This is a genomic window from Methylobacterium sp. CB376, from assembly GCF_029714205.1.
Classification (GTDB): Bacteria; Pseudomonadota; Alphaproteobacteria; order Rhizobiales; family Beijerinckiaceae; genus Methylobacterium.
Genome location: NZ_CP121648.1, coordinates 863,330 through 883,646, shown reverse-complemented (window position 1 = coordinate 883,646; position 20,317 = coordinate 863,330). Strand labels below are relative to the sequence as shown.

Genomic DNA, 20,317 nt, shown 5'->3' with positions numbered 1-20,317 from the left:
CACGAACTTGAGCGGTACGCGACCTGCCATCGCATGACCGTCATTGTGACCTGCGGTTTGCGAGCTCGGTGCGAGCCCATGATCAACGACAAGCGGTGCTGCGGCTCGTGCGGGTGAACGGCCTGACGCTCGAACCCCACACTGTGTTGTGTTCCGGCGGCACCCATGACGGTGTCGTGACGGGTCTGTGCTCGAACCTGAAATAGAGACTCCAATCGACGACGAAGCTGTGGTACGGCTTCGTCGTCCTTTTCGAGAATTGCTATTCCAGTAAACCGCATCTTATACGGATTTCAACCGCATGTGCTGTGATATATACGATGATTCATGTCTATGTTATCATTTGTTATCGAGTTTGCGCATCTTCAATGCAAGTGGCCCCCAGCATCAATCACATTCTGATTGTGGTCCAGCCATTTATGCCACATAATTTGAAGAACACGATTCGCGTTCTTCGAGATAAACGTTTTCACGCCTCCGCAGTACGGAAATTTTCTTTGATAATCTAAATGAGATATAGTAATCTCCTTTAATCGAGAACCGAAGCTTGATAGCCTCTAGGCCTCAGCATGCGCCATTGCTGCACTGCAGCAATCTGCCTTACCGCAAGCAAGATATGCGTCAGTAGCATCCTTCGCGCCGATATTAGGCATAAAGCCATTCATTCATGCAAAATTTGCAACCATCGGGGATCCTAACAGCTTGGCCACTCCAAGGGCCGGGCTCCTACCCGTTGCGGATGCGGCTGCCATGAAGCGCTTGCGATCTTCATCATCACGGTGCCCGGGACGATCAGCATTGCAGCGATCAGCCAAGAGATGCTCGCCTGGCCCCGAGAATCCTTAAAAGGTCGGGCGTGGATTTCTGAGACGCACGACGTGGCGCTGCGGTGCACAGTGCGGCCCACAATATGCTCCAGACACGAAGGGCATGCTTACGGTCGTTCAGCTGCTGAACCCGGAAGGAGTTGCTATTTCGTTGGTGTAAGTGGCGCACATCTCAGATCCGGAACTGGTGTGCGGTTATGTCAGGAAAACGACCAATTCCTCGCGGAAAGGGTAGCTGGGTCCGCTGACGCAGATGACGCGAGAGCCCGACGAGCCGGCTGGTGGCAGGGAATCGTGTCAGGAAATCAAATGTCGGGAAAACCCTCACAACCGGACATTCCCGACATCCGACGCGAGGGGCCGCTTTGGGTCAGTCGGAGCCATATAGCCGCCGGGCTTCGGAGGCGCCGCGGCGGGTGTGACCGCGGCGCCCATCTCAGATCTCGGTCTGCTCGGATAGGACCAGGGCATCATCGACTTCGATGCCGAGGTACCGCACCGTGCTCTCCAGCTTCGTGTGCCCGAGCAGCAGTTGGCAGGCGCGGATGTTGCCCGTCCGCTTGTAGACCAGCGTCACCTTCGTGCGGCGCAGGCTGTGCGTGCCGTAAGCGGACGGGTCGAGGCCGATCAACGCCACCCAGCGGTCGACCAATCGGCTGTACTGGCGCGTCGTGAGGTGCTGGCCGCGCCGGCTGCGGCTCGGAAACAGCCAGTCACCCGCCCGCAGATTGCGGCTGGCCAGCCAAGCTATGAGGGCCTCGCGCGTCGGTTCGGTGATTTCGAACGGCACAGGCCTGCCGGTCTTCTGCTGAGAGACCGTCGACCGCAGCCGCACGGCGTCGCCCAGATGCACGTCGGTGACGCGAAGCCGAACCAGGTCGCAGCCGCGCAGCTTGCTGTCCAAAGCGATGTTGAAGAGGGCCAGATCGCGTGTGCGATTGGCGAGCTGCAGGCGCGTGCGCAGGGCCCAGATGTGCTTGGGCTTGAGGGGCGGCTTCGGGCCGACTATGCGGCCGCGGTTCCAGGGCGCACGGGTGTTGGCCGATGTGGTCGTGGTGTCTGACATGGCGAGCTCCGAAGATGCGGAACTCGTCGAAGGCGCCACGCCGCTGCCGGCCAGGGTAGCTGCGTGCATCCAGCGGCAACGCGCCACCTCCGGACCTTCGACCAGTGCCGCCGGAATGGCCGCTCAACGACCGGCAGCAGCCATTCGAAGTCGGCTTCTCCCCTCTGGCACGCTCTCCGATTCGCGTAAGAGCGGCGTATGGAACCAGCTAAGTGGCCGAATTTGTAGGCGGCATTATGAAGCCTACCTGAGGGGCCGCTTGCGACCCCTGGTGGAGATTGATTAGTTCCCTCCTTGATGTCTGTTCCGAGACGCAAAGCAGAAAGCAAATCACGGAACTATAATTTCAGACTATCTAAACGAACAATTACTCATTGACATCTTGTTTGAAGCAAGTTGTGACGGCGTTGACACAGGCTTTATTGTAATAATTATGTGGCATGTTCTATGTAAGACCGTAATCTTTACGCTAGGACCGGCAGTTGATTAGGTAAAATCTTCCCAAATTGCCAAAGTATTGCAGCCGGTCACGTCGCGCACTCAAAGAGTTCCAATCGCCCTTGCGAAGAGGCGGGCCGCACGGCTCGGTCTTGCAATTCTGCTCAAAAGTTGGACAATCCGTCTGGACAGGCCTGTGGTAGTTCGGCCGTGAGGGAATAATGCTGGACCGGTTGACGACCCAGGTGCCAGTAATGCCCGCTGTGCATCACGCTATCGTGGTGCGCCATCTATCTCGTCGCTTCGGTGATGCTTCAGATGCCGTTGTTGCGTTAAAGGACATCACATTTACAGTTGGTGAGGGTGAATTTATATCAGTCGTGGGTCCATCAGGCTGCGGTAAGTCCACCCTTCTGAAGATCCTTGCTGGCCTCCTACCCGCATCAGACGGCGAGGCCTACCTTAATGGAGCAAAGATCGATGGGCCGCGGCGGGACATCGGCGTGGTGTTTCAATCGCCGGTGCTTTTCCCGTGGCGGACGGTACTCGGCAATGCGGTTCTGCCCGGCGACGTTCAGGATCTCGACAAGGCGCGGATCCGCGAGCACGCGCTGGCACTTCTCAATCTTGTCGGCCTCGCCGGCTTCGAGCATCGCTACTCTTGGCAGCTCTCCGGCGGCATGCAGCAGCGCGTCGCGCTCGTACGCGCGCTGGTGCATGACCCGGCGATGCTACTCATGGACGAGCCGTTCGGTGCCCTTGACGCGCTCACCCGTGAGACCATGAATGTCGAACTGCAGCGCATCTGGCTTGAGCGTCGCAAGACGGTCGTCTTCATCACGCATTCCACGGCGGAGGCCGTGTTTCTCGCAGACCGCGTTCTCGTTATGTCGCCGAGGCCCGGCCGCATTCAGGATGAACTCGCCATCGATCTACCGCGGCCGCGCTCGCTCGATTTAATGAACACAGAGACATTCGGCGCCTACGTCAAGCAGATCCGCAAAGGCCTCAAGGCGGCTGGCGGAGGGATCGAATGATGCGCTCCTCCTGGACCACACGGGGCCTCGGCGGCCTCGGCTTGCGCCTCGTCGCAATCGCGGTGTTCTTAGTCGGATGGGAGGGCGTCGTGTGGGCGCTCGCCATCCCAGCCTACATCCTGCCGCCAGCGAGCGCCGTCCTGACGGCCCTCTACCGCGGCATCGCCTCGACCCTCTACCTAAAGCACATCTGGGTCACGCTTTATGAGACGCTGCTCGGTTTCGCCCTCGGTGTAACGCTCGCGTTCGCCCTCGGGACCGTCGTCGCTCTGAACCGCACAGTCGAGTACTTCCTATATCCTTTCATTGTCATGTTCCAGTCTATGCCGAAGGTGGCGCTTGCGCCACTTATCATCGTGTGGTTTGGTCTCGGGCTAACATCGAAAGTTGTAAACGCTGCCCTGGTTGCATTTTTCCCACTCATGGTGAATACGATCGTTGGATTACGCTCCGCTGAAGAGGACCGCCTCAACCTGATGCGCTCGTTGGCGGCAACGCGGACGCAGATCTTCTGGATGCTGCAGTTACCGAACGCCTTGCCCTACATCTTCGCGGGGCTGGAGATCGCGATGATCTTCGCGCTGATCGGTGCGATCGTTGCAGAATTCGTCGGCGCGCAGGCGGGTCTCGGCATGCTGATTCAGAGCATGAATTTTTCTCTTGATGTAGCCGGCCAATTTTCAGTTCTAATTATTTTGTCACTGATGGGCCTTGTCCTTAATAGTGTGATTGTTCTTGCGCGGAAGCGCGCACTGTTCTGGGATGAAAATCAGAAAAAAGGCGCCGATCGGCCGCTCAATAATGGAGTAAAGCTATGAGATATTGTTGTTTGCTGGCAGCAGTCGCAACATTAATTTGCACAACTGCGGCGCGTGCTCAGGCGATCGTGAAAGTCGGTTGGTGCGCCCGTACCATCTCGTCGGCGGCAGCACCCTTCGCCGTGGCGCAGAAGATGGGCTGGTTCGACAAGGCGGGGTTCAAGGTCGAACTTGTGCCGCTGCCCGGTTCGACGGACTGTATGCGAACTGTGGCGACGCGGGACCTGCCTTACTCGCTGCCTTCGATCGAACCGGTCGCGATCATCAGCACGCAAGGCGTCAAGGCAAAGAACTTCTACACGGCGTATCAGGGCAACATCTACGGGATCGCCGTACCGGAGGCGAGCGCAGTTCGAAGCTTCAAGGATCTCAAGGGCAAGAAGATCGGCGTCACGTCGATGGCGTCAGGAGGTGTGGTCATCGCCCGTGCGCTCGCCGCGAACAACGGCATGGATCCCGATCGCGATATAACCATCGTCGTCGCCGGCGAAGCCGGGCAAACGGCGGCGTTGCTTAGGACGAACCAGGTCGACGCGCTGTCGCAATTCGATACGCAGTACGCCCTTGCCGAGAATGCCGGTGCGAAGCTGCGATTTCTCGAGGAGGACAATCGCGCAATCTCCAAGTTCCCGTCGAACGGTCTTATCGCACTTGATGAAACCCTGAAGAGCCACCGTGCTCAGGCCGTCGCGCTGGCGCAGGGCTACGCGAAGGGTACAGTGTTCACGATCGCCAACCCTGAAGCGGCATTGCGCATCACGTACGAGGTCTTCCCGCAGGTGCGTGGCACCGGCCGTGACGAGACAACAGCGATGCGCGAAGATATAAGAACTCTTGAAGCTCGCGTGAAGAACTGGCAGCTGGCAGCTGGCGGCGTCACCAAATGGGGGGAGAATTCAGTCCAAAATTATCAGGACTACATCAATTTCCTTTCAAAACACGATGTAATAAGGACGTTCGTCAAACCATCGGACGTTATCACCAATGATTTGATCGATGACATAAACGCCTTCAGCCCGCAGGAAATCGAAAATTTTGCGAAAGAATACAAAATAAAATAATACTTCTTGTTGCCACATATAGACAGCACGACGTCAGAAAAACATAACATAGCTAATTTTCGAGTATGCAGGTACTCTATCGGAACGCGTCGCTTGAACCAGCACCGCAATAAGGCGGCCTGCGGGGCGGAACACGACGGGCATGGGCCGAGGGTCTGCTTGCGGCCCTTCTGAGACGTTCTAGGTATACCACGGGGCGGTGATGTGGTGCGCCAGTCTGGGCCGACACACCGGCTCAGACCGGCCACCGTGAATGAGGCTCGGAACGACACATGACAATTGAGATTATTAGCGTTGGCATTATCGGTGCTGGTCAGATGGGAACTGGAATTGCCCAGGCCTGCGTGACCGCAGGATTTGCTGTGCGTCTAAATGATCGCGACGAAGATCGCATCAATGTATCATTTCAAAATATTGGCGCTAATCTAGTTAAATTAGTCTCCAAAAACAAAATTGAAGAAACCAAAAGTCAGGAGGCCATCAGCAGGCTTGCTCCGGCATACAGTTTAGCTGATTTTAAAGATTGTGATCTAGTAATTGAAGCGGCGACAGAAAACGAGACGACTAAGCGCGATATACTAAGCGCCCTTTGTGGATCACTAAAACAGAATACAATAATAGCAACTAACACTTCGTCCATCTCGATTACCCGGCTCGCGGCGGCAACCGACCGGCCCGAGCGATTTATCGGCATCCACTTCATGAACCCAGTGCCGATGATGCAGCTCGTCGAGCTCATCCGCGGTATCGCCACCGACGAGGCAACTTATGCCTCGGCCAAGGCGTTCGTCGCCAAGCTCGGCAAGATCTCCACCATGTCGGAGGATTTCCCGGCCTTCATCGTCAACCGCATCCTGCTGCCGATGATCAACGAGGCGGTCTATATTCTCTACGAGGGCGTCGGTTCGGTGGAGTCGATTGATACGGCGATGCGGCTCGGGGCCAACCATCCGATGGGCCCGCTGCAACTCGCCGACTTCATCGGCCTCGACACCTGCTTGTCGATCATGCAGGTGCTCTACGAGGGGCTGGCCGACTCGAAGTATCGACCCTGCCCGCTGTTGGTGAAGTACGTTGAGGCTGGCTGGCTCGGCCGCAAGTCGAAGCGGGGCTTCTACGACTACCGTGGGCCGGAGCCGGTCCCAACACGCTGACCCTATTGTGGATTGCACTATCGGCAGCCCTATCAGGCCCTCATCCGGATGCAAGCGCGACACCCTACTTGCGCCTCGTCACGGAGTGGCGTGTCAACAAACGACCGATTCCTGACGGCCAGGGTAGCTGCGTCCGCTGACGCCCTTAACGCGAGAGCCCCGCGAGCCAGCTGGTGGCAGGGAACCGTGTCAGGAAATCAAATGTCTGGAAAACCCTCGCAACCGGACGTTCCTGGCATCAACCGCGAAGGGCCGCTCAGGGTCACTCGGAGCCATATGGCGGCCGGGCTTCGGAGGCGCCGCGGCGGGTGTGACCGCGGCGCCCAGTTCAGATCTCGGTCTGCTCAGACAGGACCAGGGCATCTTCCACTTCGATACCGAGGTACCGCACCGTGCTCTCCAGCTTCGTGTGCCCGAGCAGCAGCTGGCAGGCGCGGATGTTGCCCGTCGGCTTGTAGACGAGCGCTACCTTCGTGCGGCGCAGGCTGTGCGTGCCGTAGGCTGCCGGGTCGAGGTTGATCAGCGCCACCCAGCTGTCGACCAACCGGCTGTACTGGCGCGTTGAAAGGTGCTGACCGCGCCGGCTGCGGCTCGGAAACAATTATCACGCAAGATGCATGAATCAGAAGCTGGGCGGAGTACAGGCGCTAACAAGCTCGCATGGCAGCGGGCCGACGCAGCGAAAGCGATGCGGACGACGGCTCGCGAAATAATAGGCGTCGCCCGGCCCCAGAACCTTGCGCTCGTCGTCCACCGTGACCTCCAGCCGGCCCGAGAGGACGATCCCGCCCTCCTCGCCGTCGTGGACGAGCGGCACCCGCCCCGTATCCGAGCCGGGCTCGTAGCGCTCCTTCAGGATCTGGAGCGCGCGGCCGAACAAGGTCTCGCCGACCTGCCGGTAGGAGATGCGCCCCTTCCCGATCTCGACCAGTTCCTCGGCGGCGTAGAACGCCTTCTCGGTGCGTGTGGGCTCGAGCGAAAAGAACTCCGCAAGCCCGATCGGCACGGCGTCGAGGATACGCTTGAGCGCCCCCACCGAGGGGTTCGTCTGCCCTGACTCGATCAGCGAGATCGTCGAGTTCACGATGCCCGCCTTCCTGGCGAGCGCGCGCTGCGACAAGCCATGCAGGGTTCGCACGTAGCGCAGCCGCGCCCCCACCTCGTCGTTCGTCACCGGGGCTCCTGTTCGGGTTGTTGCATATATCCCAACACTGGGGTGCTGCGTGCTCTCTGTCAAAGGGTTACCCGCGAAGAGAAAATGACTTGTTGGCCTCTCCAGAACGGTGTGTCTGCCCATGTCCCATCGCAGAGAGCGTGCCATGATCACCCAGCCGCGGGCCAACCGCCCGAGCCTCGACGCCTACTGGATGCCCTTCACGGCCAACCGCCAATTCAAGGCGGCGCCCCGGCTGCTCGTCGCGGCCGAGGGCATGCACTACACCGCCGACGACGGCCGAACGGTCCTCGACGGCACCGCCGGCCTGTGGTGCGTCAATGCCGGCCACGGCCGTCGGCACATCGTCGAGGCGGTGGCGCATCAGCTCTCCACCCTCGACTACGCACCGTCGTTCCAGATGGGCCACCCGATCGCCTTCGATTTCGCAGAGCGCTTGGCCGCGATCGCCCCCGGACCGGAGGGGAGCCGCCTGGATCGGGTCTTCTTCACCGGCTCCGGCTCGGAGTCGGTCGACACGGCCCTGAAGATCGCGCTGGCCTACCAGCGTGCCGTCGGCCAGGGCACGCGCACGCGGCTGATCGGCCGCGAGCGCGGCTACCACGGCGTTGGTTTCGGCGGCATCTCGGTCGGGGGCCTCGTCAATAACCGCCGGATGTTCCCGCTCCTGCCAGGCGCCGATCACCTTCGTCACACGCACGACCTGTCCCGCAACGCCTTCGTCAAAGGACAGCCCGAGCACGGCGCCGACCTCGCCGATGATCTGGAGCGGCTGGTGACGCTCCACGGGGCCGAGACGATCGCGGCGGTGATCGTCGAGCCGGTGGCGGGCTCCACCGGCGTCCTGGTGCCCCCGAAGGGCTACCTCGAGCGGCTACGCGAGATCGCGACCCGCCACGGCATCCTGCTGATCTTCGACGAGGTCATCACCGGCTTCGGGCGGCTCGGCGCTCCCTTCGCGACCGATTTCTTCGGCGTGACCCCCGACCTCGTGACGACCGCCAAGGGCCTGACCAATGGCACCATCCCGATGGGCGCGGTCTTCGCCAGCCGGGCCGTGCACGACGCCCTGATGCGCGGCCCGCAGGACGCAATCGAGCTGTTTCACGGCTACACCTATTCGGGCCACCCAGCCGGCTGCGCGGCGGGCTTGGCCACCCTCGACATCTACGAGGAGGAGGACCTGCTGACCCGGGCGGCAGGTCTGCAGGAGTACTGGCACGAGGCGATGCACACCCTGCGTGCAGCGCGCAACGTCATCGACGTCCGCACGATCGGGATGATCGCCGGCATCGAGCTCGCGCCGCGGGCGGGCGCGCCGGGAGCCCGTGCCTACGATGCCTTCGTCGACTGCTTCGAGAAGGGCCTGCTGATCCGGGTCACCGGGGATATCATCGCCCTGTCGCCGCCGCTCATCGCCGAGCGCCGGCACGTCGATGACATGGTGTCGATGCTGGGAGACGCGCTCGCGCGCGCCGCCTGAGGCACCACGGCACCGCGCCGAGCGCTTGGTCAGCCGACCGCGCTCGGCTGCTCACCTCCGTCTCGCTCGCCGCGCGCGAGCATAGGGCGGCACAGAAAGTGACATTACAATCATCGGCGATCGATGCGTTGTCGTTGCGGTCGATTTACGCCCGAATCGAAATCGTCAAGATCTCATACCGGCGCGCCTTTGCCCTGATCCGTTCATACGAACCATGCTGCGCGGAGATGCGGGCGGCGAGGAGAACGCGTCAGAACAAACGCGCGGCGGTATCAGGTGCACAAATGCAGCGACGATCACGCGGTTGGTGCATCTTTGTGGCGTCAGCGCGGGTTCGCCAAAGCTTCGGGATGCTTCGACGCGATCTCGAAGGCGGTCGGGTGAACGAAGCCGTCCCGGACGTCGTTGTAGATGCCGGCAAGCCTGCGACAGGACTGGCCGTGCGCGTGCCGGCCGATCGAGGCACCGGGCGGAACGTCGCGGCGGGCGATACGGGCGGTTTCGTCATCGGGCTGAAGCACCGGTGTCGCGGGAACTGTGCAGGCGAAGCTCATCCGGGAATCGTCCCGCGCCGGCGTCAGGCCGAGCAGTGCGAAGCCAAGTCCGTGCGGTGGCGCGGTCGCGGTATCGCGGCGAGGGCCGCATCACCGGACGGTGAGGAGGTCGCTGCGGAACGAGGCGTCAAGCCGGCGCATGAAATGCTCGGCGCAGCACATGTGCTCCTGCATCACGCGGCCGACCGCCTCGGCATCCTCCGCCCGGAACGCAGCGACCAACTGGCGATGGCTGTCGATGTTGTGTGCCCCGAAGGCCGTGTGCTCCGTCGCGCTGCTCCGGAACTCGACGAGGTCGCGCAGCAGGCTGTTGATGAAGCGGCACATGAAGGCGAGGAGCGCGTTGTCGCTCGCGTCGCAGAGCAGGTCGTGGAAGGTCAGTTCGAGGTCGCGGCTCCGGACGTGCTCGCCTGCCGCGAAGGCCGCCTCGCAGGCCGCGATATTCTCCTCCAGGCGCCGCAGCGCTTCGGCGCCGAGCCGACCCACCACGCCGATGCCAAGAGCGACTTCGAGGCTGCGGCGCACCGCGTAGACCTGCGCGAAGTCGAGTTGGCGGAAGTGCAGGAAACGGCGCAAGTGCTGCGCGGCCGCGTCGACCGAGACGGGCCGGATCTCGGCGCCGCCGTTCGGGCCCGGCCGCATCGTCACCAAGCCCTGCACCTCCAGGGCCTTCAGCGCCTCCCGGATCGTTCCCTTGGCGCAGGCGTATTGCTGCATCAGGGCCTGCTCGTTCGGCAGGCGTTGTCCGGGCTCCAGGCGCTCGCGGGCGATGCGGCGGCAGAGATCCTCGGCGATCTGGTCCGACAGCTTGATCCGCCGCAGCGGCGCAGCGGCTTTCGCCTCCTCCGCGCTCATCGGGCCGGCCAAGCGACTTCGCGGTCGATCGGGTAGGTCGGGCGCGCCAACTTGACGAAAGGGAATAGCCGGTAGTCGGAGCTCGTGACACCGGCGCTGGCGCATTCCACGACCGCCCGGGCGATCGGCTCGAAGACCGGTCGGCAGTACATGCGCGACTTCAGGACCAGGAAGCGCGCCTCCCGCGGCTCGATGCCGTTCTCGGTGAAGATCGCCCGGTCCCAGGGCTCGTGCGGCTCCTCCGTCACCAGTACGCGCGCGCGCCCCGTATCGAGGACCGCGGCGCGGCCCATCGAGAAGCGCTGCCCGGTGTAGGTCGGGCCGGTGACGACGTAGCTGCCGTCGCCCACGGCCGCGATCCGGCCGGTCAGCGCGAGCGGTGCCTGGGGCGGGAAGCCTGGAAGCGGCACCTTGTTGCCGAGCCGGACCTCCGCCGCGGCGCCGGTCCCGGCCGCGAGGAGTTCGGCCACGGTCTCGGGATCGCAGATCGGCCCGGCGACGATGCCGTCGAGGCCGGCCTTGAGGCAGGCGGCGAGTACGTCCATCACGTCGCAGGTGCCACCCGACATGCAGTTGTCACCGTGGTCGAGAAGCAGGACCGGGCCGGTGCCCCGCCCGTCGGCGGCCGCCTGAGCCTTCGCAATCGAGTCCGCGAGCGGCGCCTCCTCGTAGACGAACTCCGCCCGGCGGGCCCAGAGCGCGGCGCCGAGTTCGGCAGCGGCCTCGCGCGCCTGCGCCGCGCTCTCGGCCGCGACCACGAAGGACGCGCCAGCCTCTCGCAGGTCGGCGAGGCCGAAGCCGCCGAAGAGGGTCGCGGCGAGGATGCCCGGCCGCGCCTCCATCGTCCGTGCAGCCGCGACCAGGTCGGCCATCGGCCCCGGCACGCGGGTGTCCATTCGCAGCGTGTGGGCGAGAAGCGGCGGGTGGCACCAAGCCTGGTGCGGCCGCAGACCCTCGTCGAGCATTCGGCCGACGAGGTGGGCCACGTGGTCGCCCGTCTCCGCCATGTCCACGTGCGGATAGGTCTTGAAGCCGATGATGACGTCAGCGTTCTCGACCATGCGGGCCGTCACGTTGGCGTGGAGGTCGAGGGCGACGCCGAGCGGCACGTCCGGGGCGATGGCCCGGATGCGTGCGAGAAGCTCACCCTCGCCGTCGTCGTGGCTCTCGGTCACCATGGCGCCGTGCAGGTCGAGGAGGATCGCATCGCAGCCCTGCGCCACCGCGGCCAGGATTGCGGCGGCGAGCGCCTCGAAGGCCGCGTCCGCGACCGGCCCGCTGGGGTTTGCGTGGGCCATGACCGGCACGGCGACCTCCGCCCCCCGGCTCTCCGCGAAGGCCAGGAAGGCGCCGAGCGCGGTGGCGCTGCCGGTGCCCGCCGTGCGGGCCTCCTCGCCCCAGACCGGCCGGAAGGCCGCGAGCGGTGTGGCGAGCGGCGAGAAGGTATTCGTCTCGTGGTTGAGGCGAGCGGTCACGATGCGCATGGCGGCCCTCGGCGGGGGAGTTCGAGCTGGGGTTGCGGGCTCAGTGGGCTTTCACACCGAGGAAGCGGTCGCGCGCAGCCTCGTCCAGCGCGAAGTCCGCCCCGCTGGCGTGATAGGCGATGCGTCCGAGCTCGAGGATGTAGTGCCGGTCTGCCAGACTGATGCAGACCGCGAGATTCTGCTCGACGAGCAGGATCGGCACGCCCGCCTCCCGGATCAGGCGGATCTGCGCCACGATCTCTTCGACGACGACCGGCGCGAGGCCCTCCACCGGCTCGTCGAGCATCAGGAGCTTCGGGCCGGTGAGGAGCGCACGGGCGATCGAGAGCATCTGCTGCTCACCACCGGAGAGCTGGGCGCCGCCGTTGCGGCGCCGCTCCTCCAGGCGAGGGAAGATCCGGTAGATGTCCTGAACCGACCAGGGCGAGCCCTTACGCACGGCGATCTTCAAGTTCTCCTCGACCGTGAGCAGGCCGAAGATGCCGCGGTCCTCAGGCACAAGGCAAAGGCCCGCCCGGGCGATGCGGTGGGGCGCCCAGCCGGCGATCTCGGAGCTACCGAAGGTCACCCGGCCGCGGCGGGGCGGCAGCAGGCCGCTGATGCTGCGCAGCGTCGAGGTCTTGCCCGCCCCGTTGCGCCCGAGCAGGCAGACGATCTCGCCCGCGCGCACCTCAAGGCTCACACCCTGGAGGATGTGGCTCTTGCCGTAATAGCCGTGGACGTTGTCGAGACGCAGCGCCGCGGCCCCGCTCATCGCAGGTCTCCCGTGATCATGTTGCCGAGATAGGCGCGGCGTACCTCCGGGTCGTCGCGCACCTGCGCCGGCCGGCCCTCGACCAAGACCTGACCCCCACGCAACACCGTGACGGTGTCGCTGATGTTCATCACGATGCCCATGTTGTGCTCGATGAACAGCACGGTGTGGTCGCGGCCGAGATCGCGGATCAGGTCGGTCATCCTGCCGATATCGTCGGTGCCCATCCCCGAGGTTGGCTCGTCGAGCAGGATCACCTTCGGCCGCGCCGCCATCGCCATGCCGACCTCAAGGCGCCGCTGCTGCCCGTGCGAGAGCTCGCCGGCCACCCGCCCGGCGACGACCCCGAGGTCGAGCCGCGCGAGGAGGGCGTCCGCCGTCTCCTGAGCCGCGTCCCGCTCCGGCACCCGGCGCCAGGGCGCGAGCGCCGACCAGGGCGTGCGCCCCTGCGCGGCCAGCCGGAGGTTCTCGCGCACGCTCAAGGTCGTAAACAGGCTCGTGACTTGGAAGGAGCGGGCGAGCCCGAGCCGCACCCGATCGTCGTCGCGGGTTCGAGTGATGTCGCGGCCGTTCAGGGTGATGCGCCCGCTGGCCGCCCGGATGCGGCCGGTGAGGGCGTGAAATAGGGTGGTCTTGCCGGCCCCGTTCGGCCCGATGATGGCGTGCACGTTGTTCTCGCGCACCCGCAGGGTGACGTCCTTCAGGGCGACGAAGCTGCCGTAGTGGACGCCGAGCCCCTCGGCGGCCAGGGCCGGCGCGAAGGTTGGCTCGATCCCGGCCTCGACGGCGGGTTCCGAGAGGGGCGCGGGAGCGGTCACGGGCGGCTCTCCTCCGGCACGGGGCGGTCGGCCGGGCCAGGCTCGTCCGGCGTCTGCGTTGCGAGTGCGGCGAACCGCTCGATCAGGCCCCAGAGGCCCCGCTGCATGAACAGGGCGATGGCAATCAGGAGGGCGCCGAGCAGCAGGAGCCAGCGCGGCCAGATCGCCGAGAGCAGATCGCCAGCGACGAGGTAGAAGGCAGCGCCCAGCACCGAGGCGAACAGGTTCGCGGCCCCGCCGATGATCGTCATGATCAGCAGCGTCTCGCTGGTGTGGTACTCCATGTTGGAAAGCGGCGCGACGCCGATGAGCATGGCGTGGAGCGCGCCCGCGAGAGCCGTCGCCGCTCCCGAGATCGCGAAGGCCGCGACCTTGAAGGCGCGCACCGGGAAGCCGATGGCGCTGGCCCTCGCCTCGTTGTCGCGGATCGCGAGGAGCGTGCGGCCGAAGGTGGAGAGCGCCACGCGCTGGAGGGCTGCGAAGAGCGCGAGGAAGAGCACGGCTACGAAGGCGTAGTAGGCCCAGGGATCCGCGAGCGGCTTCCCGCCGATCGTGGGGCGGGGAACGTTGAGCAGCCCGTTGTCGCCCCCCGTGAGATCGCTGAACGTGTAGGCCAGGAAATAGAACAGCTGCGAGAAGGCGAGCGTCAGCATCACGAAGTAGACGCCCTGCCGTCGGATCGAGAGCCAGCCGACTGCGGTCGCGGTCGCGGCGCCGACGAGGGCGACCGCGGGCAGCATCGCGGGCGCCGGCCAGCCGGCGCGCAGGAGGAGGAGACCGCCCGCGTAGCTGCCGAGACCGAAGAAGATGCCCTGCCCGAAGGAGAGTAGCCCCGTATAGCCGAGGAGCAGGTTGCAGGCGGCTGCAGCGAGCCCGTAGATCAGGATCTCGCTGGCGAGGGTGCCCGAGCGCAGGACGAGCGGCAGCACCAGCACGGTGGACGCGGCGAGCCCGAAATGGAGAAGCGGGCGTTCGAGGAAGCGGATCATCGCGACAGCCCTCACGCGCGCCCGAACAGGCCCCGCGGCATCATGACGATAATTCCCGCCATGCCGAGATAGATCACGAGCCGGGCGCCCTCGGGCCAGAGCGTCGCCATCAGGCTCTGCGCGATGCCAACCGCGAGCCCCGCCGCCAGCGCCCCGGCGTAGCTGCCCATGCCGCCAATCACCACGACTACGAAGGCGACGCTCAGCGCCTCGACACTCATGAACGGGTCGACGCCGCGGATCGGCGCGGCGAGCGCCCCCGCGAGCCCCGCGAGCCCGGCGCCGAGCCCGAACACCGCCGTGTTGATGCGGCGGGTGTCATAGCCGAGGAGCGCCATGTCCTCCGGCGATTCGGAGCCCGCGCGCACGATCGCCCCGACGCGCGTGCCCTCCAAGAGCCACCACAGGGCTGCGGCGAGCAGAGCCGTGAGCGCGATCACGAAGAGCCGGTACTCGGGATAGATGAAGTCGCCGAGAATGACGACGCCGGATAGGCCCTCGGGCGGCGCGAGATTGCCGCCGATCGGTCCCCAGATGATGATCACGAGCTCCTGCACCACCAACGCGAGGCCCACCGTCGCGAGGATGTGGAAAGTGTGCGCCTGCGCGTAGATCCGGCGCAGCAGCACGGCCTCAGTGAGGGCGGCGAGCGCGCCCACGCCGAGGCAGGCGAGCGGGAGCGCCAGCCAGAAGCTGACCCCGCGCGCGACCATTTCGTAGGCGAGATACGCCCCAAGCATGTAGAAGGCCCCGTGAGCGAAGTTCACGAATTGCAGCAGCCCGAAGATCACGCTCAATCCCACGGCGAGCAGGAAGTAGAGCATCCCCAGGCCGATACCGTTGAGAATCTGGAACAGGTAGGTCACGCGAGCCTCTGCCGGCCGGTCTGAATGCCCATTCCCGCCCTCGACCTCATTCGGAGCAACTTGCGCACGGGCGAGAGCCGCGCGGGAGCGCTCGGGTCACCGGTGGGGGTATTGCGAGGCCGGACGATCCGCGACCGGTCGACACCCCAGGTTGGGGCCGGCACGCGGGATCCGGCCGTTTCCGTCCGCAAGGAGCCGGTCCGCTGCGCATCTCAGCTCATCTTGCAGCCAGAGGCCTCGGGCGAAAGGAACGATTTGCCAGAGCTGACGATATCGACGAAATCGTCCTTGTCGGCCATCGCAGATTTGGGTTTTCCCTTGAGCAGGTAGTAGTTCTTGATGACTTGATGGTCGGCAGCGCGGATCTCCTCCTCGCCAGTGAGGCCGGCATAGGTCAGCCCTTCGAGCGCCTTTATCACCGCTGATCCCTCGGCCGAGCCGGCCTTGGCGGCCGCGTCGAGCAGCAACTTGGTGAGCAGGTAGGATCCGGCGAACGAGTAGTTCGGGCTGAACTTGTGCGTCTCGCGCACCTTGGCGACGAGGGCCTTGTTCAGGGGCGTGTCCACGGCGTGCCAGTACTGCGCGCCGAAATAGATGCCCTCGCAGAGGTCGGGGCCCAGCGCCTCGAACTGCTCCAGGCCGGAGGCCCAGGCGAGCACGATGGTCATGCGCTTCTTCAGGCCGAAGCTGACGGCCTGCCGCATGGTGTCCGAGGATTGTGAGCCGAAGCTCAGGATCAACAGCACGTCGGGCTTGGCCGCAACGGCGTTCGTGAGATAGCCGCTGAACTCCTTCTCGGCGAGCGAGTGGTAGCTGTTGCCGACGTGCTCGACCCCCTTCTCTTGGAAGACCGCTTTGGCGGCGGCGAGGAGCCCCTCGCCGAAGACGTATTGCGGTGTGATCGTGTACCAGCGCTTGGCCTGCGGCATCTGCTCGATCAGCGGGCGCACGGTCTGGGCGATCGCCCCGAAGGTGGGTACACTCCAGCGGAAGGTTCCCCGGTTGCACTCCTTGCCGGTGATCTCGTCGGCACCCGCGGTGGTGAAGAACACCCCGCCGCCGTTGCTCACCTCCTTGCCCATGACGAGCGCCTCCGAGGACAGGATGCCGCCGGCGAAGAGCCGCGTGCCCTCGGCCATCGCTTCCTGAACCTTGCGGGCCGCCGTAGCCGGCTTACCCTCGGTGTCGAGATCGCGCGCGACGACCTTGCGGCCGAGCACCGTGCCGACCTCTTCCGCCGCGAAGGTCGCGCCGAGCGCCGCGAACTTCCCGTTCGCCGCGAAGGCTCCGGACATCGGCAGCGGTGCCCCGACCGTAAGAGCGCCGTCGGCTGCCGCGGCGCCCCGCAGCAGGGCCGGCGCGCCGAGCGCGGCGGCAGCGAGGGCGGTCTGCGTCAGGAATGCACGACGATTGAGCATGGCGTCCTCTGCGCTGGCGATGATCGCTTGATCCATGCGATCTATACGCATCGATTGTGCCGCATCCTCCCAGCCTCGGCGAGTGGGTGGCGCGACCGGAGGAACGATTCTTTCACACCCGCCTCGTCGCCCGATCGAAATCGCCTCAGTCGGGGTGTCGATAAGGATAGGAGCGGCCGCGCTCCTCACCGACACGGCGGACCATGAAGGCGCGGCCGGCAGCGCCGCGTCTCGCGGCTGTCGGGATGCGGCATCCGCCAGTCGGTGCGCTGGAACGCGGTCTGGGGCAGGACGCGCACGAGATCCGGGCAGCCGGCCGCCGCGAATTGCGCATCGGCGCCGGCGCAGCGGAAGACGCGCCGGGCCCGGTTCCGCAGGAAGGCGGTGTAGTTGAGGGTGGAGGCGTAGGCGTCGACCGCGACGAGCCAGAGGAAGCGCGCCCAGGCGCTCGGCGGCGCCAAGAACCACATGATCATCATGCCGGACGCCGACCTCGACCAGGCGGTCGACGCGCTGATGGGCGCCGCCTACGGCTCGGCGGGCGAGCGCTGCATGGCGATCTCGGTGGCGATGCCGGTGGGCGAGAAGACCGCCGACGCGCTGATCGCGCGGCTGGTCCCGAAGGTGCGCGCGCTGAAGGTCGGCCCCGGCACCGATCCGGAGGCCGAGATGGGGCCGCTCGTCACGCGCCAGCACCTCGACAAGGTGCGCGGCTACATCGACCAGGGCGTCGCCGAGGGCGCCGAGCTCCTCGTCGACGGGCGCGGCCTGACGCTCCAGGGCTACGAGAACGGCTTCTTCGTCGGCGGCACGCTGTTCGACCGCGTCACGCCCGAGATGCGGATCTACGAGGAGGAGATCTTCGGGCCGGTGCTCGCCGTGGCCCGCGTCCCCGATTACGCCACGGCGGCGGAGCTCATCAACGCGCACGAATTCGGCAACGGCACGGCGATCTTCACCCGGGACGGCGACGCCGCGCGGGAATTCGCCCACCAGATCGAGGTCGGGATGGTCGGCATCAACGTGCCGATCCCGGTCCCGATGGCCTTCCACTCCTTCGGCGGCTGGAAGGCGTCGCTGTTCGGCGACCACCACATGCACGGGCCGGAGGGCGTCCGGTTCTACACCCGCCTCAAGACGATCACGACCCGCTGGCCGACCGGCATCCGGGCGGGGGCCGACTTCGTGATGCCCACTAGGCAGGAGGCAAGGCGGTGGCGGGAGCGGACGTACGCACCCTGCGATCGGACGCCGTGCAGGTGGCCGACCGATACCGATGCATCTGAAGCGGCCGAGCGTCCGCTTCGCCAGCTGAAGCGGACCTCTGGGGCGGCGAAGTGCGATGTCCGGAACGGGTCACGTGCTCCCGTCCTGGGCGGTACTGTCACGCTCTGCTGTGCGGCGGCGGGCCTAACTCTGGACGGGCAGGGGAGGGGGCCCAAGCGGTCGGGTACGGCTCGCGTTAGGTCATCAGCCCGCGCCTCGACGTGCTGCTCTGGAAGCCCGAGCGCCGCTCCGGCTGCAGCCGGATCTTGTGTCAGCCCATCCACCCAGAGGTTCCCTCTCTTGCCCATTACGCGCCCAAGAAGGTGCGGGAAGCGTCGAAAATTGCCCTTGCGCCTCAAAGGGCCGCGGAATCCCGCACCTTGCTCCATCGCCTTTGATTTCATTACGATTTGCGACTTCTCTCCTGGGCACCAACCACTCCCTAAGTGGTTGACGCCTCAAAAGCATCCTGATCTGAGTGGGTTGGCTGGCATCTGGCTGTTCAACAGATGCGTTCAACATGCCCCTTCAGATGGCCCGCCCGATGAGGCGTTCAGGTTCCTCCTACCACCAACTGGTTCAGCGCATTCCGGCAGACGTAGCCGCGAAGGTGCGAGGCATGAAGCTTACCATCCCGATAGGGGAGGGGGAGGTACACCTCGTCATCTCGGACAAGGCCAAGGACGTTCGTACGTCGCTGCGCACCCGTGACCCCGTGGAGGCCAAGGTACGGCAGGCTGTCGCTGTGGCGTACTTGGAGAAGGTCTGGCGTTCGGTCCGTGAAGGGCCACAGAGACTCACACAGAGGCAAGGTGGCGGTCGTGTCCCCAGGCGTGGTGTAGCTTCGGCGTGGTCACCCCGATCACCGACTGGGGCCGGGACGATCAGGCTGCCAGGGTGGGCAGGCTGACGAGGGGATCATCGCCGATGGGGGCGATGCTTTCCAGGGTGATGGAGCGGGCGCGCTGGACGGCCCACTCGTCGTTCTGTTCGAGCAGGATCGCGCCAACAAGGCGCGTGATCGCGGCTTCGTTGGGGAAGATGCCGACCACCTCGGTGCGCCGCTTGATCTCGCCGTTGAGGCGCTCCAGCGGGTTCGTGGAGTGCAGCTTGACCCGATGCTGGGCGGGAAAGCCCATGTAGGCCAGCACGTCCGGTTCGGCCGCGTCCATCAGGGCGGCGAGTTTAGGGACCTTGGGCCGGAGTTGATCGGCCACGCGCCGCCACTGCTGACGGGCGGCCTCCGCGTCGTCCTGGGCGAAGGCGGTGGCGATGAAGGCCGACACGACGCGCCGCCCGCTGCGGCCGGCGTGGGCCAGCACGGTCCTCATGAAGGGGACGCGGCACCTCTGCCAGGTGGCATTCATCACCTTGGCAACCGAGGCCTTGATGCCCTCGTGCGCGTCCGAGATCACAAGCCTCACGCCGCGCAGACCGCGCCGGGCGAGTTTCCGGAGGAAGTCGGTCCAGAAGGTCTCGGCCTCGGAGGGGCCAACGTCCATGCCGAGCACTTCTCTGCGCCCGTCGCTGTTCACGCCCACCGCCACGATCACCGCCACCGAGACGATACGACCGTCCTGGCGCACCTTCACGGAGGTCGCGTCGATCCAGAGAGACGGCCACTCGCCCTCGATCGGCCGGTCAAGGAACGCGCCCACGCGCTCGTCGATCTCCTGGCAGAGCCGAGAGACCTGGCTTTTGGACACGCCGGTGCCGCCCATGGCTTGAACGAGATCATCGACCGAGCGGGTCGAGATGCCCTGGATGTACGCCTCCTGGATCACGGCGGTGAGTGCCTTCTCGGCCATGCGGCGCGGCTCCAGGAAAGCCGGGAAGTACGAGCCCTTGCGCAGCTTGGGGATGCGCAGCTCGACCGTGCCCGCCCGCGTCTGCCAGTCCCGGTCACGATAGCCGTTGCGCTGGACCAGCCGCTCGGCGCTCTTCTCGCCGTGGGCCGCCCCGGTCAGGCCGCCTACCTCCAGCTCCATCAGCCGCTCGGCCGCAAAGCCGATCATCTCGCGCAGCAGGTCCGCGTCGGCGCTCTTCTCCAGCAGCCCGCGCAGGCTCATCATCTCGTCGGTCATCGGAGGTCTCTCGGGTTCGCGGTTGGTGCCAGCAACCCCACCCTACCCGGCAACCGCCGATGACCACCCCGCGAGAGATCCCGCCTGCTTCAGCGCTGTGATGGGCGCGCAGGCGGGCTCTCTCGCTCCCGGCGAGCTACACCACCAGTAGGGACACGACCCGCGTCCCCG

Annotated in this window: 18 protein-coding genes and 2 pseudogenes; 7 read left to right on the top strand and 13 right to left on the bottom strand. The window is 65.2% G+C overall.

The window, feature by feature from the left end; translation table 11 throughout:
• Nucleotides 1–1,263 precede the first annotated feature (1,263 nt).
• The gene (locus tag QA634_RS03880) at nt 1,264–1,893 is read right to left on the bottom strand and encodes a tyrosine-type recombinase/integrase (protein ID WP_012330743.1); all 630 of its coding nucleotides are present in this window, start codon (nt 1,891–1,893) and stop codon (nt 1,264–1,266) included.
• Between the two features lie 659 nt (nt 1,894–2,552).
• Here QA634_RS03880 and QA634_RS03875 point away from each other — a divergent pair.
• The 4 genes from QA634_RS03875 (at nt 2,553) to QA634_RS03860 (ending at nt 6,401) form a co-directional block, all read left to right on the top strand.
• Nucleotides 2,553–3,368 (top strand): ABC transporter ATP-binding protein, encoded by an 816-nt coding sequence (locus tag QA634_RS03875; RefSeq protein WP_012330742.1) that lies wholly within the window; start codon nt 2,553–2,555, stop codon nt 3,366–3,368.
• Complete coding sequence (locus QA634_RS03870; protein WP_012330741.1) at nt 3,365–4,186, top strand: ABC transporter permease; 822 nt, start codon at nt 3,365–3,367, stop codon at nt 4,184–4,186. The genes QA634_RS03875 and QA634_RS03870 overlap by 4 nt, the downstream gene beginning before the upstream one ends.
• Nucleotides 4,187–4,197: 11 nt before the next feature.
• Nucleotides 4,198–5,247 carry an ABC transporter substrate-binding protein gene (locus tag QA634_RS03865; protein ID WP_265576518.1) on the top strand — a complete coding sequence of 350 codons (1,050 nt, stop codon included), beginning with the start codon at nt 4,198–4,200 and terminating at the stop codon, nt 5,245–5,247.
• Nucleotides 5,248–5,519: 272 nt separating this feature from the next.
• Nucleotides 5,520–6,401 carry a 3-hydroxybutyryl-CoA dehydrogenase gene (locus QA634_RS03860; protein ID WP_012330739.1) on the top strand — a complete coding sequence of 294 codons (882 nt, stop codon included), beginning with the start codon at nt 5,520–5,522 and terminating at the stop codon, nt 6,399–6,401.
• A gap of 328 nt (nt 6,402–6,729) precedes the next feature.
• Here the strand turns inward: QA634_RS03860 and QA634_RS03855 are convergent.
• Nucleotides 6,730–7,002: pseudogene (locus tag QA634_RS03855) on the bottom strand (tyrosine-type recombinase/integrase); the annotation flags it as partial.
• 21 nt (nt 7,003–7,023) lie between these two features.
• The gene (locus QA634_RS03850; protein WP_012330738.1) at nt 7,024–7,575 is read right to left on the bottom strand and encodes a cupin domain-containing protein; all 552 of its coding nucleotides are present in this window, start codon (nt 7,573–7,575) and stop codon (nt 7,024–7,026) included.
• A gap of 145 nt (nt 7,576–7,720) precedes the next feature.
• Between QA634_RS03850 and QA634_RS03845 the strand changes: the two genes are divergently transcribed.
• Nucleotides 7,721–9,058, top strand: coding sequence for an aspartate aminotransferase family protein (locus QA634_RS03845; RefSeq protein WP_012330737.1), 1,338 nt, complete (start codon nt 7,721–7,723; stop codon nt 9,056–9,058).
• A gap of 323 nt (nt 9,059–9,381) precedes the next feature.
• On the opposite strand, the gene QA634_RS03840 is transcribed toward QA634_RS03845, so the two are convergent.
• The 9 genes from QA634_RS03840 to QA634_RS03800 all read right to left on the bottom strand — a co-directional run bounded on the left by QA634_RS03840 (nt 9,382) and on the right by QA634_RS03800 (nt 17,266).
• Nucleotides 9,382–9,612 carry a hypothetical protein gene (locus QA634_RS03840; RefSeq protein ID WP_012330736.1) on the bottom strand — a complete coding sequence of 77 codons (231 nt, stop codon included), beginning with the start codon at nt 9,610–9,612 and terminating at the stop codon, nt 9,382–9,384.
• 90 nt (nt 9,613–9,702) lie between these two features.
• Nucleotides 9,703–10,479: a FadR/GntR family transcriptional regulator gene (locus QA634_RS03835; RefSeq protein WP_210161170.1), complete on the bottom strand. Its 777-nt coding sequence runs from the start codon at nt 10,477–10,479 to the stop codon at nt 9,703–9,705.
• A complete protein-coding gene (locus QA634_RS03830) occupies nt 10,464–11,951 on the bottom strand; it encodes a M81 family metallopeptidase (RefSeq protein WP_012330734.1) in 1,488 nt (495 codons plus the stop codon). The genes QA634_RS03835 and QA634_RS03830 overlap by 16 nt, the downstream gene beginning before the upstream one ends.
• A gap of 40 nt (nt 11,952–11,991) precedes the next feature.
• On the bottom strand, nt 11,992–12,705 hold the full coding sequence (locus QA634_RS03825; RefSeq protein WP_012330733.1) for an ABC transporter ATP-binding protein: 714 nt from the start codon (nt 12,703–12,705) through the stop codon (nt 11,992–11,994).
• Nucleotides 12,702–13,523, bottom strand: coding sequence for an ABC transporter ATP-binding protein (locus QA634_RS03820; RefSeq protein ID WP_012330732.1), 822 nt, complete (start codon nt 13,521–13,523; stop codon nt 12,702–12,704). The genes QA634_RS03825 and QA634_RS03820 overlap by 4 nt, the downstream gene beginning before the upstream one ends.
• Nucleotides 13,520–14,512, bottom strand: coding sequence for a branched-chain amino acid ABC transporter permease (locus tag QA634_RS03815; RefSeq protein ID WP_012330731.1), 993 nt, complete (start codon nt 14,510–14,512; stop codon nt 13,520–13,522). The genes QA634_RS03820 and QA634_RS03815 overlap by 4 nt, the downstream gene beginning before the upstream one ends.
• Before the next feature lie 11 nt (nt 14,513–14,523).
• Nucleotides 14,524–15,378 carry a branched-chain amino acid ABC transporter permease gene (locus QA634_RS03810; RefSeq protein ID WP_012330730.1) on the bottom strand — a complete coding sequence of 285 codons (855 nt, stop codon included), beginning with the start codon at nt 15,376–15,378 and terminating at the stop codon, nt 14,524–14,526.
• Nucleotides 15,379–15,590: 212 nt separating this feature from the next.
• Nucleotides 15,591–16,832, bottom strand: a complete 1,242-nt coding sequence (locus tag QA634_RS03805; protein WP_210161169.1) for an ABC transporter substrate-binding protein — start codon at nt 16,830–16,832, stop codon at nt 15,591–15,593.
• Between the two features lie 149 nt (nt 16,833–16,981).
• The gene (locus QA634_RS03800) at nt 16,982–17,266 is read right to left on the bottom strand and encodes a hypothetical protein (RefSeq protein WP_043700774.1); all 285 of its coding nucleotides are present in this window, start codon (nt 17,264–17,266) and stop codon (nt 16,982–16,984) included.
• Here QA634_RS03800 and QA634_RS03795 point away from each other — a divergent pair.
• Nucleotides 17,208–17,999 (top strand): annotated as a pseudogene (locus QA634_RS03795) (aldehyde dehydrogenase family protein); the annotation flags it as partial. The gene QA634_RS03800 and the pseudogene QA634_RS03795 overlap by 59 nt on opposite strands.
• Before the next feature lie 583 nt (nt 18,000–18,582).
• Complete coding sequence (locus QA634_RS35520) at nt 18,583–18,972, top strand: DUF6538 domain-containing protein (protein ID WP_322597453.1); 390 nt, start codon at nt 18,583–18,585, stop codon at nt 18,970–18,972.
• Here the strand turns inward: QA634_RS35520 and QA634_RS03790 are convergent.
• Nucleotides 18,947–20,146: an IS256 family transposase gene (locus tag QA634_RS03790; protein ID WP_012330728.1), complete on the bottom strand. Its 1,200-nt coding sequence runs from the start codon at nt 20,144–20,146 to the stop codon at nt 18,947–18,949. The two genes, QA634_RS35520 and QA634_RS03790, sit on opposite strands and share 26 nt — an antisense overlap.
• Nucleotides 20,147–20,317: the final 171 nt, after the last annotated feature.